This is a genomic window from Saccharomonospora azurea NA-128 (assembly GCF_000231055.2).
In the GTDB taxonomy this organism is placed as follows: domain Bacteria; phylum Actinomycetota; class Actinomycetes; order Mycobacteriales; family Pseudonocardiaceae; genus Saccharomonospora; species Saccharomonospora azurea.
Window position 1 is genome coordinate 2,146,768 of sequence record NZ_CM001466.1, and the last position, 16,355, is coordinate 2,163,122.

Consider the following 16,355-nt stretch of genomic DNA (forward strand, 5'->3'; position numbering starts at 1 on the left):
CTTCCCGGCGAGCGTCCCTCGACGGTCGGCGGGCTCGCAGGGCGGCGCCGAGCACGTCGCTAGGATGGCGACATGTCAGAACCCGCAGGCAAGGTCGCCTTGACCGGCATCAAACCAACCGGAGAAGTCCACCTGGGCAACCTCGTGGGTGCGATTCGTCCGGCGCTGCGGTTGGCCGAGCAGTACGACTCGCTCTACTTCATCGCCGACTACCACGCGCTGACGACCATCCGCGACGCCGAGCTGCTCAGGCACTACTCGCGTTCGGTGGCCGCCTCCTGGCTTGCCGCGGGGCTCGATCCGGAGCGGACGACGTTCTACGTCCAGTCGGACGTTCCCGAGATCTTCGAACTGAGCTGGGTGCTCTCGTGCGTCACCGGCAAGGGCCTCATGAACCGGGCCCACGCCTACAAGGCCGCGCGCGACCGGAACGTCGAGACGGGCGAGGAGCCCGACGCCGGCGTCAACATGGGGCTGTACAACTACCCGGTCCTCATGGCCGCCGACATTTTGATCATGGAGACCGACGTGGTGCCGGTCGGCAAGGACCAGGCACAGCACGTCGAGTACGCGGCCGACATCGCGGGCAGCTTCAACCACCTCTTCGGCGACAGGTACACCTTCAAAATCCCGCAGGGATTCATCCCGGAGAGCGGCACCGGCGACGTGCTGCCGGGCCTCGACGGCCGGAAGATGAGCAAGTCGTACGACAACACGATTCCGCTGTTCCTGCCGGAGAACAAGCTCAAGAAGCTGGTGCGCCGCATCCCGACCGACAGCACTCCGGTGGAGGCGCCGAAGGACCCCGACAGCTCGGCGCCGTTCCAGATCCTGCGCCAGTTCGCCCCGGCCTCGGCCGCGGACGTCGTCGCCGACACCCGCAAGCGCCTCGAAGCGGGCGGCATGGGCTGGGGCGAGCTGAAGAACGTGCTGTTCGAGGTGCTGAACGACGAGCTCGCCCCGATGCGGGAGCGCTACAACGCCTACATGGAGCCGGGAAGCGAGCTGGACGACGTGCTGGCACGCGGCGCCGAGCGGGCGCGGGAGCGGGCGAGCCGCGTGCTGTCCGGGGTGCGCAAGGCCGTAGGCGCCCGATGACCGCCTCGCGGCCGTGACGCCGCTTCAGCCACACGATCCTCGGCACGTCGGCCCGTACCGCACGCTCGCCGCGCTGGGCGGCGGCGGTATGGGCCGCGTGCTGCTCGCGGCGGGCCCCGACGGCCGTCCCGCCGCCGTCAAGCTCGTGCACGACTCGCTCGCGCGCAAGGCCGTGTTCCGCGAACGGTTCCGTCGCGAGATCGCCGCGTGCCGGCTCGTGTCCGGCGCCTACACCGCCCCCGTCCTGGGTGCCGACCCCGACGCGCCGACGCCGTGGCTGGCGACCCTGTACGTCCCGGGGCCGTCGCTGCAGCAGGTCGTGACCGACGGCGGGCCCCTCCCCGCGGCCTCGGTACACCGCCTCGCCGTGGGGCTCGCCACCGCCCTGGCCGACATCCACCGAGCCGGGCTCGTGCACCGGGACCTGAAGCCGAGCAACGTGTTGCTGGCCCATGACGGGCCCCGCGTCATCGACTTCGGCATCGCCCGCGCGGTGGAGGACGACGTCGAACTCACCGGAACCGATTCGGTGATCGGCTCGCCCGAGTACATGTCGCCGGAGCAGGCGCACGGACACGCGCTCACGGCCGCGACCGACCTGTTCTCCCTGGGCACGGTGCTCGTGTTCGCCGCAACGGGCACGAACCCGTTCGCCGGTTCGTCGGCTGTGCAGGCGCTCTACAACGTCGTGCACGCCGAACCCGATCTCCGCGGTGTGCCCGAGCCGTTGCGCGACGTCGTCGCCGCGTGCCTGGCTCGGGCCCCGGAGAGGCGACCGACGCCCGAGGAGCTGCTCGACCGGCTCGTGGACATCGCCGCCGTCGAACCAGGCACCGCGCCGTGGCCGTACGGCGTGCACGAGCGCATCAGCACGCTGGAAGCGCAGGCGGATCGCATCCTCACCACCCCGCCCGCCGAGGCGACGCCGACGCGGGCGCGGCGGCGCCTGCTCGTCGGCGTCGCGGCGGTCCTCGCCGTCACCGGCGTGCTCACCACGATCGGGCTCGCCGGCGGCGATCGCACCCTCGCGGGACACGCGTCGCCGGGCGAGGGCCCGGCTCCCCGCGCGCTGCCCGCCGACGGCTCGGCCGACGGCACCGACGAGGAGCCCGAGGACGTCGACCCGTTGAGCCGCGCCGGGCTGCGTTCGATCGACCCCTGCAAGGTCCTGGCCGACGAATCCGACCTGGTTCCACAGATCGGCGTGCACCTGTCGGCGTGCACGTACGAGCACGACGACGGACGCTGGTTCGCCCTCACCCTCGGTGACCACGTGCCCGGCGACCCCGATCCCAGCGACGAGGTGCAGGACGACACCCTCGACGGGCTCTGGCTCGTGGTGGACGAGGGCGGCGAGGGACGCTGCGAGGTCGGCGCGATCCTCGACGACCAGGACATCACCGTCAGCGTCGACGTGGACCCGGGCGTCGGCGACGTCGTCGACAAGCCGTGCACTGCCGCGCACGAGCGGCTCGCGACAGCACTCGACGTGATCCAGGCCGACGCGCCGGAACCCGACCCGCTCCCCGGCTCCTTCGCGACGACCGACCCGTGTGCGCTGATCGAGACGTCCGAGGTCGAGGACGTCTTCTCGACCACCCCCACCGTCACCCCCGCAGGCCTGCACTCGTGCGAGTGGGATGTCGGCGGCGTCCTCACGCTCGACCTCGGCAACGAGGTCGACCCGGCCAAGCTGCCCGACACCTGGACGAAGGACGAGCTGGGTGAGCACACCGTCTACCGGCAGACCGACGCCGGGACGGCCAACCCGCCCTGTGCGCTGAGCTGGGCCCACCTGACGAACGACGATTCGCTGACCCAGGTCGTGAGGTTGCGCTATCGGCCTCACGGCTCCACGACGGTCGACGCCTGCGAGGCCGCCCGATCCGTCGCCACACTCGTGCTCGAAAGGTTGCCGCAGCCGTGAAACCGTTGGGGGCCGACGACCCGCGCCTCGTGGGCCGTTACCGGACGCTGGCGGTCCTCGGCGAGGGCGGTATGGGCCGCGCCCTGCTGGCGGTCGGCCCGGACGGCCGGTTCGCCGCCGTCAAGCTGGTCTTCTCGTCGCTGGCACACGATCCCGTCTTCCGCGACCGGTTCCGCCGGGAGGTGGCCGCGTCCCGGCTGGTCTCCGGCGCCTACACCGCCTCCGTGCTCGACGCCGACACCGAGTCCGACACCCCGTGGCTCGCCTCGCTGTACGTGCCGGGTCCGTCACTGGCCGACGTGCTCGACGAGGCCGGGCCGTTCGACGTCGCCGGAGTCCGCCACCTCGCCGTCACGCTGGCGGTGGCACTGGCCGACATCCACCGCGCGGGCCTGATCCACCGGGACCTCAAGCCGGGCAACGTGCTGGTCACCCACGACGGACCCCGGGTCATCGACTTCGGTATCGCGCGGGCCGCCGACGGCTCGGACCTCACGGCCACCAACGCGCTCATCGGCTCACCGGCCTTCATGTCCCCCGAGCAGGCCCTCGGCGGGCAGATCACCCCGGCGAGCGACGTCTTCTCGCTGGGGTCGCTGCTGCTCACGGCCGCCACCGGAACCCGGCCGTTCGCGGGCACGTCGACGCCGCAGACGTTGTACAACGTGGCGCACCTCGACCCGGACCTCGACGGGCTCGCGCCGGAGCTGCGGACCTTCGTCGAACCGTGCCTGGCGAAGGATCCGGCGCGGCGTCCCACCCCGCAGCAGCTCGTCGACCACCTCGGCCCGGTGACCTCGGCGACCGCGCCGTGGCCCCAGGCCGTGCAGGCACTCGTCGTGCGGCAGGAACAGCGGTTGCGGACGGTCGCCCAGGCCCCGCCTCCACCGGCTCCCCCGAGCGCTGCGCCCACCCCGAGTACGCGGCGTCGCGGGTTCCCGGTCCCGGTCGCGGCCTTCACCGCCGCGTTGGTCGCCGTGCTCGTGGTGGTGCTCGTCAACGTCCTCGACGACAGCGAATCCACACCGCCCGTGCAGGCGTCGGAGCCGCAGGTCGGCGAGGAGGAGGCGCTGTCCGTCGAACGACTGCGTCGCGTCGACCCGTGCACGCTGCTGGTGGAGGCCCGAATCCCCTCGTGGGGCCCGCTCGTCCCCGACACGGACTCGTACTCGCTCGACACCTGCTACTACTCGGGAAGCGAGTCGACCCGGATCCTGCTCTCGCTCGCGACCCGGTTCCAGAGCGGCATCCCCGAACCGGGCACCAGCGGCCGAACGGTGCACCTCACGACCCTCACCGGGTGCGAGGCCGCCATCCAACTGCCCGAACAACCCGGCTACAGCCTCAGCGTCCACGACCCCGACGCGGAGTCGTGCGAGGCACCGAAGCAGGCCGTCGAGGAAGCACTGCAGCGGCTGCGCGGCGACGACGTCCTGCTCGACCACCCCGCCGGCAGTGCCTACCCCCTGGACCCCTGCCTGCTGCTGGACGACGCGGCGGTGCGGGACGTCCTGGGCCCCACGAAGCCGACGTTCGACGGTCTGCACACCTGCCGGTGGGAGGGCTCCCGCTCCGCCCGGCTGCGCATCGCGCCCGGCTTCCCCGGGAGCGAGCCGCCCGAGGGCGCGACGAGCCGGCCGGTGTCGTTGGACGGCGTCGAGGCCGAGATGGTCACCGACGCCGACCGCATCTACTGCAGAGTCCACTGGGCGCATCGCCACATCGACGACCGGCACATGGAAGACGTGTCGATCACGTACAGCCAGGACGAGCCGGTCCCGTGCGAACCCGCGCAGCAGCTCGCGAGCGAGATCGTCGCGACGCTGCCGCGCGGGTGACGAGAGTCGTCGCTAGATGAGGCCGAGCGCGAGCATCGCGTCCGCGACCCGGGTGTAGGCCGCGATGTTGGCGCCCGCCACGTAGTTGCCGGGCATGCCGTACTCGTCGGCGGTCTCCAGGCAGCGCGTGTGGATGTCGCGCATGATGTCCTCGAGCCGGTCCTCGCTGTACTCGAACGACCACGAGTCGCGGGAGGCGTTCTGCTGCATCTCCAGCGCCGAGGTGGCCACCCCGCCCGCGTTGGCGGCCTTGCCCGGACCGAACGCCACACCGGCATCCTGGAACAGGCGCACCGCCTCAGGGGTGGTCGGCATGTTGGCGCCCTCGGCCACGACGGTGCAGCCGTTGCGGACGAGGCGCTCCGCCTCCTTGCCGGTGATCTCGTTCTGCGTGGCGCACGGCATCGCGACGTCGCACGGGACCTCCCAGACCTGCTGGCCCTCCACGTACCGGGCGTGGGGCACCCGGTCCGCGTACGCCGAGATCCGCTCGCGGCGAACCTCCTTGATCTCCTTCAGCAACTCGACGTCGATGCCCTTGTCGTCCACGACGTATCCGGCGGAGTCCGAGCACGCCACGACGCGGCCACCGAGCTGGTGCACCTTCTCGATCGCGTAGATGGCGACGTTTCCGGAACCGGAGACCACGACGGTCTTGCCCGCGAAGCTGTCGCCGCGCGCCGCGAGCATCTCGTTGACGAAGAAGGCGGTGCCGTATCCGGTGGCCTCGGTGCGCACGCGGGCGCCGCCGTAGATGAGGCCCTTACCGGTCAGCACGCCCGACTCGTAGCGGTTGGTGATCCGCTTGTACTGGCCGAACAGGTAGCCGATCTCGCGGCTGCCGACACCGGTGTCGCCCGCGGGCACGTCGGTGTACTCGCCGATGTGGCGGTGCAGCTCCGTCATGAAGCTCTGGCAGAACCGCATGATCTCGCGGTCGGACTTGCCCTTGGGGTCGAAGTCCGAGCCGCCCTTGCCGCCGCCGATGGGCAGCCCGGTGAGCGCGTTCTTGAAGATCTGCTCGAACCCGAGGAACTTCACGATGCCGAGGTACACCGACGGGTGAAAGCGGAGACCACCCTTGTAGGGGCCGAGTGCGCTGTTGAACTCCATCCGGAAGCCGCGGTTGATGTGGATCTCGCCACGGTCGTCCTCCCACGGCACGCGGAAGATGATCTGGCGCTCCGGCTCGCAGATCCGAGAGACGATCTTCGCGTCCGCGTACTGGGGATGCTTGCCCACGGCGGGTCCGATGCTTTCGAGCACCTCACGGACGGCCTGGTGGAACTCCGTCTCGCCTGGGTTACGCGCCAGTACTTCGGCGTAGACGCTTTCGAGCCGTTCGTGGATTGGCACACCCGCCTCCTGGAGAACTGGTCGATGACCCGAATCGTTAAACCTCAACGAAACATCGGGATGGCCAGCGGGGCAAGACCGCGAACATCACATGCCGCCACCTGCTGTGATACCCGCCACCGACAGAGGCGGGAACGTGAGGTGCGCCACGGAGAGAGCAGGGGTTCGCGCCTCAGGGGCTCACTCGTCGAGCCGAATCGGCGCGATGTCGTCGAAAACGTCACCGGGCCCGGGGTTCGCCGGGTGCGTGTGCCCGCCGAGGTGATGCACCACACCCCACACCGCGTTGAGCGCCGTCGTGACGGCTCCCTCGGCGAATCCGGCCGTCCACGACACGTCGTCTCCGCAGAGGAAGAATCCCCGGTGTCGCTCCGCGAGCTCCTCCTGCTTGAAGTGGGTGAACAACCTGCGCTGGTAGCGGTACTGTCCGGGCAGGTTCGACTTGAACGCGCCCATGAACCGCGGCTCGGTCTCCCAGGTGACGGTCAGCGGCTCGCTGATGACGTGTGACCGGATGTCCACTCCGGGGTAGATGTGCTCCAGCTTCGACAGCAGGACCTCGAGGCGTTCCTCCGGCGAGAGGGTGGCGACCTTCAGCGAGTCGTCGTTCCAGGTGTAGGACAGGCACATCACGCCCGGCTCGTCCGGGCCCGAGTCGAACAGGTAGACGCTGCGCGGCATCCGGTCGGTCAACGTCATGCCCATCACGGGTTGTCCCGTCTCCGGGTCGACGTCCCGCCAGAACGGGCGATCCGTCAGCACGAACAACTTCGACGACCCCATGTAGTGGGTCCGCTCCACCGCGGTCCACAACGACGGCGGCAGCAGGTCCGGGTCGCTGTCCACGCGACCCAGCAACATCCACACGTGCGGGGTGAACACCACGGCCGGGTACCGGTTGGCCCCGCCGTGCTCGTCCTCCACGAGGTAGCCCGAGCCGTCACGGCTGATGTGCACCGCCGCGGGCCGCGGAGCACCGCCGTGCAGGTCCGCCAGCGACGTGCCCCGAGGCCAGTGCACGAGGTCGTCCGGCCGGTGCGTCCACAGTCCGGCGGGCAGCTGCTGCGACCCTCCCTCGATGAGCACGTGGTCGTCATCGGCCTCGGTGATGACCACCCGGAGGATCTCGACGATCGAGTTGGGGAAATCGGTGTCCCAGCCACCGGAACCGAAACCGACCTGGCCGAACATCTCCCGGTGCCGGAACGAGGCGAACGCCGGTGTCGTGGCCAGGAACCCGTAGAAGGACTGGTCGTCGAACTCCTTGACCAGCACGTTCCAGATCGCCTTCAACGTCGTGACGTCACGACGCCGGATCGCGTCCTGCAGGGTGGAGAACTCCGCGCGTTCCTGCAGTGCCTTCGCCCAGGCGTCGGCGACCTCCTGGAACTCCGACGGCAGGTCCGTGGCCGAGCGGGCCCAGCGGCTGCGCCCCTCCAGGTTCACCACGGTGGCGTGGGTGCTCGGCGCCAACGGGTTGGGAAACGGTGAGGTACGCAGCCCGAGCTCGTCGATGTAGTGGAACAGCGTGGTCGCCGACGTCGGGAACCGCATCGCTCCCATCTCGGCCACGTGGTCGGGGTGCCCGGGAAACGGCACCGACCGCATGCGGCCGCCGATCTGCTCGGCCTCGTACACCACCGGCCGCAGCCCGAGCCGCATGAGCTCGTACGCGGCGATCATCCCGGAGATTCCCCCGCCGATCACGGCGACCGTGGTGCCGCGCCGGTGTTCGGGCACGACACCCAGCCCCGCCGGATGCCGCACCCAGTCGTCGTACGCGAACGGGAAATCCGGCACGAGCATGGTGACTCGCTCGGAGCCGGCCAGAGTCATGAGCCCACCTCTCGGTCGGTCGTGGGTCAGAGCAGGTCCCGGTACAAGTCGGGCCTGCGGTCTCGCAGATAGGGAGTGACGGCTCGGGCCGCCCGGAGTCGCTCGTGATCCACGTCGGCCAGGAGGAGCTCCTCCCCCGAACCGCCCGCGGGTTCTCCGCGTCCGTCCGGCCCCACGATGCGGCTGCGTCCGCAGAAGTGCCCGTCGCCCTCGGGCCCGGCCCAGTTCGCGTAACAGAGGTAGAGCTGGCTCTCGAACGCGCGCGTGGGTACGACGGTGTCCGCGACCATGTCCCACGGACTCTCCAACGCGGTGGGCACCACGAGCAGATCGGTACCCGCCACCGCATGCGCGCGCACCGGCTCGGGGAACTCCACGTCGAAACAGACCAGGAGGCCGACCGTGACGTCACCGACCCTGGCCTGCACCACGGCTTCGTCGCCGGGGACGAACGCGGCGCGCTCCCGGTGGCCGTAGAGGTGCACCTTGTTGTAGACGGCGAGCGTGCTGCCGTCGGAACCGACCAGCGCGACGGAGTTGCGCACTCCGTCGCGCTTCCACTCCGGCCAGCCGTAGGCGATGGCGATGTTCGCGGTGGCGGCGATGTCGGCCATGGCACGAGCGGTCGGGCCGTCGACGGGCTCCGCGACCGAGTCCACATCGGCCAGTGCACGCGGATATCCGGTGGCCGACAACTCGGGTGTGACGAGAAGTTCGGCTCCGGCAGCAGCCGCGCGTCCGGCGACCTCGGCAATCCTGTCGAGGGGGGCCGACGGGTTCCCACAGTGGGACGTGGCCTGCCAGCAAGCGACGATCATCGTACTCCTCCCGCGAACGCCGGAGGGCATTGTCTTGAGCGTTCAGGGTTCGTGGCGACGCCGAATCTACGGTCGCGCATTCCTGCGCCACAACCCCTACGAACCCCGGCTTACACCGGTTTCCGGTGCGGCCCACTCGACAACGCCGACGCCGCCGCACCTCTAGGGGTCGGCAGAAGGCGATGAGGGGCCACCGCCGCGCGGTGAGGACACTCCTTCCTTCCGTAAAGCGACAACGACCGAAACGGGTCCGGCAAAGCCCGATATTGCACGGGCACAGGGCTCCGAAAGAGACGCAGGATCGGCCCCTGAACTGTCGAACTATTAGCCGAGCGCGGAAGAAGTAGTTCGGACGGAGGACCTTTCCCCCTACCGAGGGCGGAGTCCGCGTCGACCGCCCGATGGTAGGGTCGGGATCCTGTCATCGTGGTATCGGCGTCATTGATAGAAAATTGAACCGACAATGCGACTCCCTATGCAGAAGGCTTCACCGTTGACGGTGGTTCGCCGATCTCCTCCCATTTTTCCCTAGGAGTTGTTCGATGAAGTCGTCGCGCGATAACGCACGTGCGAAACCGCGTGTCTTCGGTGTCGGCGTCCGTGCGGGGCACCTCGTCGCGCACGACCCGTTGACCGGAAGAACCCATCATCGGGGCGCGTTGACCACGGTGGGGCGTGCCAGACTCCGCGCGAGTGACCTCATCGCGGATCGCTACGCCTCTCCCCAGGAACTGGGTGGCTCCACGACCGTCGGCATCCGCTGGTCTCCGGTCGTGCGGCCGCATCACGTCGCGGACGTCTCCTCCACCGAATCGCCGCACCGCAGAGTCGCCCGGGCACTCGCCTGCACCGGTCTGCTCACCGTCGACATCGTCGAGGTGGAGCCCTTGCACCACACGGACCTCGCCGTGATCGCCGAGCATCTGACGGACGACGGTTGCACGGTGAGCCTCACCACCGGCCCCGAACGGTTGCGAGACCGCGCCGACGACCTCGCCGAGTGCGTGGATGCTCTGCGCGTCTGCATGGACGACTGGGCGGACCCGCACACGCGCGGCCACATCGCCGGGGGCCGGACCGAACAGGCGCTGCTCGCCGACATCCGCGCCGCCGTCGACACCGGCCTTCCCACCCAGCTCTACACCCGGCGGGTGCCGCCTCCGCCGGGCGATGAGTCGACCTGGTGGCTGGTCGACGTCGCCCTGTCGACCGGCGTGGAAGGGATCACCTTCGCCCGGGAGGCTCCGCACGACGACACGTTGAGCTTCCTCCGCATCACCGACCGGGACGTCGAGACGCCGACCTGCGGATCACTCGCCCCGCTCGACATCGTCCTCGACACCGTGTCGGCACAGGACGCCGAGGACGTGCCGAGCAGAACCAGGCACGACAAGGCGCGTCCCGGCTGACTTCGGTCCACAGTGCTCTCAGGCCGTGTCGGCGATGTCCACCGGCATCACCACGGGCAGGTCGGTCCGCCGCTTGATGTTCAGCTTGCGGTACACCCGTGTGAGGTGTTGTTCCACCGTGCTCACGGTGATGTGGAGCCGCCTGCCGATCTCCCGGTTGGTCCGCCCCAACGCCGCGAGGGTCGCCACCCGCTTCTCGGCCTCGCTGAGCAGCGCCATGTTCTCGGGTTCCTCCCGCGTCGGTGTCGCGGACATCAACGGGTCCCGGTTCGTCGACAATCTGTCGTACAGCCACGTGGCCTCACAACGCTTGGCCAGTTGAAGGGCACGACGCCGGATCAGCCGCGCTCGTTCGAGCTCACCGAAGATCTGCCAGACCTGTTCGAGTTCGGCGAACGTGCGGGCCAACTGATACCGGTCGCCGCCCTCCTGCAGAAGGTCCGCGGCCTCCCCGAGCATCGCCAATCGCTGTTTGACGTCGCTCAGCGACGCCAGAATGCCCAGCGAAATCCCCCGGGCTCGGGCCAGGCCGCTTCCGATCAGCACGAGTTGCGCGTCGATCAGCTCGCGCGCCCGGTCGGTCCTCCCGATGCGCGCGAGCGCCTGCGCCATGTCGCCTCGCCAGGCCACCGTGGCCGGGTCGTCGAGGTTCCATTTCACCGCGAGATCACCGACGGCCTGGAAGTCGACGAGGGCGGCATGCGGCCGGTCGGTGGCGAGATAGAAGTGCCCCCGCGCAGTCAGGTACCTCAGCTGGTACCGGGTGTTCACCATGGCGGGCGGCACCGCGCGGTCGATGTGCTGGGCGGCCTCGTCGAGCTTGCCCATCATGGTCGTCGCCTGCACCAGGTGCGACAGCGGCGAGCCGATGACGACGCCCCAGCTCTGCACCGACAGGAGGGACAACGCCGTGCGCGCATACCGCTCGGCATCGGCGAGATCCCCGAGGCGGAGACTGATCGCCGCGCGGCAGTCCAGCAGCACGGCCCGCCACGTCGTGGCGCGGTACCGTTCCGCCTTCCTCAACAACTCGTCGCACCAGTACTTCGCGCGCTCCGTCTTCTCCGCCACGAGCAGTTCGTGCAACGCGCAGGCCACGGCCGCCACCGGCGTCTCCAGAACGCGCGCGCCCTGCAGGATCCGCTCCGCGCCTTCGAGCGCGGCAGCGGTGCCGGGAGCGCGTCCGCCTCGCATGTCGGTGCCCGAAGTACGGGGCGTTCGCCCCAGCGGGGGCGGGGTCAGCACACCGGCGCGGTCCTTCCGGGCCATGACCTCGGGAGAGCACCAGGTCACCCACTTCTGAGTGAGTTCCCGCTCGTACGCGTCGACCTGCCCGGTGTCGTCGGCCCGGCCCCCCACGCAGTCCAGTGCCTGGGCGGCTTCGAGCTCACGACCGTGCCACACCAACGAACGCACCAGCCGCATCGCCTCTCGATCGCCCAGCAGCCCCTTATCCAGGGCCGCCTGCAACGGGCCGTGATGCCGGCTGGCCGCCGCCGGATTGATCAACCACTGCACCCAGGCGAGCCGCGAGGTCAGCGCCGCACGCTGGCGTTCGTCACCGCACGCTTGACTCGCGAACTCCAGGTACCGCACCGCCTCCTCGACGTCTCCCAGAGCGAGAACCTGCTCGGCGTACACCACGGCATGGTCGGCAGCCGCCTGCAACACGTCGACCGCCCACGGTTCCTCCGCCTCACCCGCGGCGAGCAGGTACCCGACGATGTCCGACGGTGCCGCCCCGTCCTGGTGCAGAAGCTCCGCCGCACGGAGGTTGAGTGCCGCCCGCTCCTCGGCCGACAACTCGTCCAGCACGATCTTGCGGGTACCGGCGTGCCGGAACCGGTAACCATCGGTGAGACCGGCGACCTCGAGCGCCCGCAGGGTGCCGCTCACCTTGGACGAGCGGAGATCGAGGAAGCGAGCCAGCAGGCTGGGGGTCACGAACTCGCTGAGCACCGCCAGGGCACGTGCCGTGTCGACGAGATGAGAACCCCCTCGATGCAGGCACGCGAGCACCGCACGGGCGAAGGAGTCACCGGCCTGGGGATTTCCGACCCCGGACGCCGCAGCACCGGCGTTCGCCGCGATGTCGTCGAGGATTCCATGCAGCAGCAACGGGTTTCCGCCGGTCAGGTCGTGGCACCACGGTGCGAGGCGGGCTGCGTCGGCGGGAGAGGTGCGTTGCGAGAGGAACTGCTCGACACCGGAGAGGCTCAACGGTGCCACGGCGAAGCACCGGGTGTGGGGCTCCCGCAGCGGCTGCGGAACCAGGCGCGACGGTTCGTCGACTCGCCGACTGAGCAGCAGCATGATCGGCGACGACGCGATCCGGTGCTGCAGGTACGTCAACACGCGTACCGATGCGCTGTCGGTGAACTGATGATCGTCCACTGTGATCACGAGCGGCCGTGTCCTGGACAGGTCGAGCAGTCGCACACAGATCTCTCGCGCGAGGCGTTCCTCGTCCCGGTCGGCGGAGCTCGGGTCCGAGTCGAAGCGATTCGACTCGGAGAGGGAGGCCAGTACGGCAGACGTCTCAGGGATTGCCGGAACACCGAGGAACAGCTGCTCGATGACACCGAAACGAAGTGTCCGTTCGTTCGGGGCACCGGACGAACGCAGCAACGAAGCCCCGGCCTGGCGCGCACACTCCTCGAATTGCCGAAGCACGGCGGTCTTACCGCTCGCAATTCCACCGGAGAGAACTGCGACCCTCCCGTTCCCTTGGGCGGAATCCTCCAGGAGGGTGGTCAGCTCCGCTAGAATCGCATGACGTTCTACCAATACCACGCAGTCATCCTCCAAGAAGAGACCTCAGGCCAATCTCTTTTCTCCCGAGGCTGCACGTACCCCCAGATCGCCCAAACGGGTGATCTTTGCAAACTTATGAGCTCAGCTGCCACGGACAGTAGCTCTTCCGGCGGTCAAGCTACCACGGTCCCCACCAATCCAGTGAGTTCATTGCCACGTCAACAACCACAACTACACCCAACGCAGCAACGAGTAATCAGCCATCAGGCGGACGGCGGGAACACCGGGGCAGCCCCGACGGAACGGGGGTTTCCGCGACAATAGGGGTCGCCTAGGGGTCGCTTCCGCCCACACGGGACAAACTGCGCAATGCAAATCGTTGTTACGTCAATAATTGAATCCGAGCAGGTCACCGCCCACGCGATCGCGACCTGCCACCGTTCGGGGGACGACACGACCACACACGATGCCCACTCTTCGGGATTCGCGGACGTGGCTCGCACCGGCGACCAACCCGGTGCGAGCACGACTTGCGGCAAACGAGTTGCGCCCAACCTTCGGGTCGTGTGCCTTAATGCACCTTCAAGAGATTAAAACTGTCGTTGACACGTCCCGCAGGCGCTGCGACTCGCGGCTGATTACGAAAAGAGCTCTGCGAGGCAACTCCTCGGTGAACCCGGCATGACTTTTCCTTACCGCCGGGCGGTCGGTGTTTCGGCCATCTTCTCGACAATCGTCGCGATCACACTCGACGCCTGCTCGATCAGGTAGAAGTGCCCTCCGGGATACGTCCGGAGTTCGAATTCTCCCGTGGTGTGGCGTTTCCACGCCTGGGCCTCGTCGATACTGGCCTTCGGGTCGCTGTCGCCCACCAATGCGTAAATCGGGCACGACAACGGCGGCCCGGGCTGACACCGATACGTTTCCACCGCCTTGTAGTCGGCGCGGATCGCGGGCAATACCGTGCGGAGCAACTCCTCGTCCTGGAGCACCTGTGCTTCGGACCCGCCAAGCGCACCGATCTCCCGAATCAGGCCGGCGTCATCCTCCAGGTGCACCCATTCCTCGCGGTCACGCGACGGCGCACGCCGTCCCGACGCGAACACGGCCGAGGCCACGATCCCACGCTGCTCCAGCCGGAGAGCGACCTCGAAGGCGAGCGTGGCCCCCATGCTGTGGCCGAAGAAGGCGAGCGGCTTGTCCGTCCACGGCAGCAAAGCTGCCGCGACGGCGTCCGCGAGCTCGGCGATGCTGTCCAGGCATCGTTCCGTACGGCGGTCCTGCCTGCCGGGGTACTGCACCGCCAGCACCTCGAGGCCGGGAGACAGCGCCCTCGAGACCGGAAAGTAGAAGCTGGCCGAACCTCCGGCATGCGGGAGGCAGACCAATCTCGTGTCGGCTTCCGGGGCGGGATGAAAGCGGCGGATCCACAAGTCGTTGTCGTCGTGCGCGGTCACGTCGTTCCCTTCACGTCGCTGTCGAACGGTGCCGACCCTGCTGGCGACCAGGGCGGACGGCAACCCCTGGGGACGCTTCGTCGCACTCGACCAGGTCGCGTGGCACGGTCTTGTCGCGGCTGAAACGTCGGGCCATCATAGTGGTCGCTTTCGTGATCGACCTTCAGTCGAACGGAATCGCCACCTTCTCACGGCTCCGTCGGCCACCATCCACAATGGTGTCGGCGTCGAGTAAGGGACGACTAGGGGTGTCGCTGCGGCGGAGTCCGCTCATAGTCTCGTCTGGCCTGGAGAAGGAAGGACGATTCCGATGTCCCCCAAGCTCTTCGCCAAGGATTCGGTACAGACCCTCGCAGAGTTCGAACAGCAGGCTCTGTGCGTGGCCGACGTCCTGCGCGAGCAGGGAATCCAAGCCGGATCGCGGGTGCTGTTCAAGGCGAGCAACTCCGCCGCCTACGTCAGCACGCTCCTCGCTCTGATGCACGTGGGTGCATCGATCGTCCTGCTGGACTATCAGGAGAACGCCGAGCAGACCACCGCGATCGCTCGTCGAGCCAGCGCGAAGTTCGTACTCGTCTCCGACGACGCCCCCATCGCAGAAGACGAAACACCGGTCTTCCTCTATGAACTCCTCGTGGCGGCTGGTGGTCGCCGGCCGAGCGACGAGCGGCTCTGCTTCGACACGTGGTGCGAACTCCCCGACGGGCTCATCATGTGGTCGTCCGGCTCGACCGGAACACCGAAAGGCGTGGTGAAGAACGGCGGCAACTTCCTGCGCAACCTGGAGCGCAACGCCAAGCAGGTCGGCCACACGGCGAGCGACGCGCTGCTCCCGCTGCTGCCGTTCTCCCACCAGTACGGGCTCTCGATGGTGCTGATCGCCTGGCTCGTGCGGTGCTCGCTCATCATCGCGCCGTACCGCAGGGTCGACCACGCCCTGCACATGGGACTCCAATGTGGAGCTACGGTGATCGACGCGACCCCGGCGACCTACCGCAGCATCCACAACATCGTCCGCAAGCGGACCGGACTCCGGGAGCGACTGCGCTCGGTCCGGATGTTCTGCGTCGGCGCGGCACCGCTCGACCAGCCGCTGTCCGACACCTACGTCGAGATGTTCGGGCTCCCCCTGCTGGACAGCTACGGCAGTACCGAACTCGGCAACGTCGCTTTCGCCACCCTCGACAACCCGGTCGGCTGCGGGAACGTCATGGAGGGGCTCGACCTGCGCATCGTCGGCGAGGACGGCGACCCGAACAACCCGTTGCCTCCCAACGAACTCGGCGAGATCGTCGTACTCTGTCCCGACATGATGGAGGGCATCCTCGACGAGAACGGCGAGCTCGACGTCGCCGACCGTGGCTGGTACCACACGAACGACCTGGGGTACCTGACCGAGGACGGCAATCTCTTCGTCTCGGGCCGCAAGTACGCGGTGAACCGCAAGGGGTACACCCTCTACCCCGAGCTTCTCGAACGGAAGGTCGCCGCCGCGGGGTGTTCGGCCCGGATCGTGGCGCTGCCCGACGAGCGGCAGGGAAGCCAGTTGATCTTCTTCGTGGAAGACGACCTGGGACGCGACGCCCGGTACTGGCGCGACGTGATCGACGGCGTCCTGCCGGTGTACGAGCAGCCGAACCGAGTGGAAGTCCTCGCGAACTTCCCCTTGAACCGCAACGGCAAGCCCGACAAGAAGGCGTTGGAGAAGCTCGCCACCCAGCAGTGAGCCCGACGCGCAGGGTACGGACGACAGTATGGACGACACTGCGACCCGGTGCCCGGCGGCGCAAACGATGCCGCGCACCGGGTCGATAACGGCACACGAAAAAAGGGCCATCCCTACCGGGGTGGCCCTTCGTCAT

At 68.5% G+C, this 16,355-nt stretch carries 10 protein-coding genes; 5 read left to right on the forward strand and 5 right to left on the reverse strand.

From position 1 onward, the window contains the following. Window positions 1–72: 72 nt before the first annotated feature. Genes SACAZDRAFT_RS09780 through SACAZDRAFT_RS09790 form a run of 3 tightly spaced genes read left to right on the forward strand, consistent with a single transcriptional unit; the run spans window position 73 to window position 4,863 of the window. A complete protein-coding gene (locus tag SACAZDRAFT_RS09780) occupies window positions 73–1,098 on the forward strand; it encodes a tryptophan--tRNA ligase (RefSeq protein ID WP_005441085.1) in 1,026 nt (341 codons plus the stop codon). Window positions 1,099–1,111: 13 nt separating this feature from the next. Next, a complete protein-coding gene (locus SACAZDRAFT_RS09785) occupies window positions 1,112–3,025 on the forward strand; it encodes a protein kinase domain-containing protein (RefSeq protein WP_005441087.1) in 1,914 nt (637 codons plus the stop codon). After that, window positions 3,022–4,863, forward strand: a complete 1,842-nt coding sequence (locus SACAZDRAFT_RS09790; RefSeq protein ID WP_005441089.1) for a serine/threonine-protein kinase — start codon at window positions 3,022–3,024, stop codon at window positions 4,861–4,863. Before SACAZDRAFT_RS09785 ends, SACAZDRAFT_RS09790 begins: the two co-directional genes overlap by 4 nt. A gap of 12 nt (window positions 4,864–4,875) precedes the next feature. Here the strand turns inward: SACAZDRAFT_RS09790 and gdhA are convergent, their stop codons facing one another. The 3 genes from gdhA to SACAZDRAFT_RS09805 all read right to left on the reverse strand — a co-directional run bounded on the left by gdhA (window position 4,876) and on the right by SACAZDRAFT_RS09805 (window position 8,873). After that, complete coding sequence (gene gdhA / locus SACAZDRAFT_RS09795) at window positions 4,876–6,219, reverse strand: NADP-specific glutamate dehydrogenase (RefSeq protein ID WP_005441091.1); 1,344 nt, start codon at window positions 6,217–6,219, stop codon at window positions 4,876–4,878. A 180-nt stretch (window positions 6,220–6,399) separates the two neighbouring features. Further along, a complete protein-coding gene (locus SACAZDRAFT_RS09800; RefSeq protein ID WP_005441092.1) occupies window positions 6,400–8,055 on the reverse strand; it encodes a flavin monoamine oxidase family protein in 1,656 nt (551 codons plus the stop codon). Between the two features lie 26 nt (window positions 8,056–8,081). Then, complete coding sequence (locus SACAZDRAFT_RS09805; protein WP_005441093.1) at window positions 8,082–8,873, reverse strand: nitrilase-related carbon-nitrogen hydrolase; 792 nt, start codon at window positions 8,871–8,873, stop codon at window positions 8,082–8,084. 542 nt (window positions 8,874–9,415) lie between these two features. On the opposite strand from SACAZDRAFT_RS09805, the gene SACAZDRAFT_RS09810 reads away from it, so the two are divergent. Further along, window positions 9,416–10,282, forward strand: a complete 867-nt coding sequence (locus tag SACAZDRAFT_RS09810; RefSeq protein WP_005441094.1) for a hypothetical protein — start codon at window positions 9,416–9,418, stop codon at window positions 10,280–10,282. An 18-nt stretch (window positions 10,283–10,300) separates the two neighbouring features. Here SACAZDRAFT_RS09810 and SACAZDRAFT_RS09815 read toward each other — a convergent pair whose 3' ends face one another. Together SACAZDRAFT_RS09815 and SACAZDRAFT_RS09820 are read right to left on the reverse strand one after the other, a co-directional pair. Next, window positions 10,301–13,090, reverse strand: coding sequence for an ATP-binding protein (locus SACAZDRAFT_RS09815; RefSeq protein WP_232286396.1), 2,790 nt, complete (start codon window positions 13,088–13,090; stop codon window positions 10,301–10,303). Between the two features lie 638 nt (window positions 13,091–13,728). Beyond that, complete coding sequence (locus SACAZDRAFT_RS09820; protein ID WP_005441097.1) at window positions 13,729–14,493, reverse strand: thioesterase II family protein; 765 nt, start codon at window positions 14,491–14,493, stop codon at window positions 13,729–13,731. A 310-nt stretch (window positions 14,494–14,803) separates the two neighbouring features. Here SACAZDRAFT_RS09820 and SACAZDRAFT_RS09825 point away from each other — a divergent pair, with 310 nt between their 5' ends. Further along, window positions 14,804–16,219, forward strand: a complete 1,416-nt coding sequence (locus SACAZDRAFT_RS09825; protein ID WP_005441099.1) for a class I adenylate-forming enzyme family protein — start codon at window positions 14,804–14,806, stop codon at window positions 16,217–16,219. The last annotated feature ends 136 nt before the right edge of the window (window positions 16,220–16,355 follow it).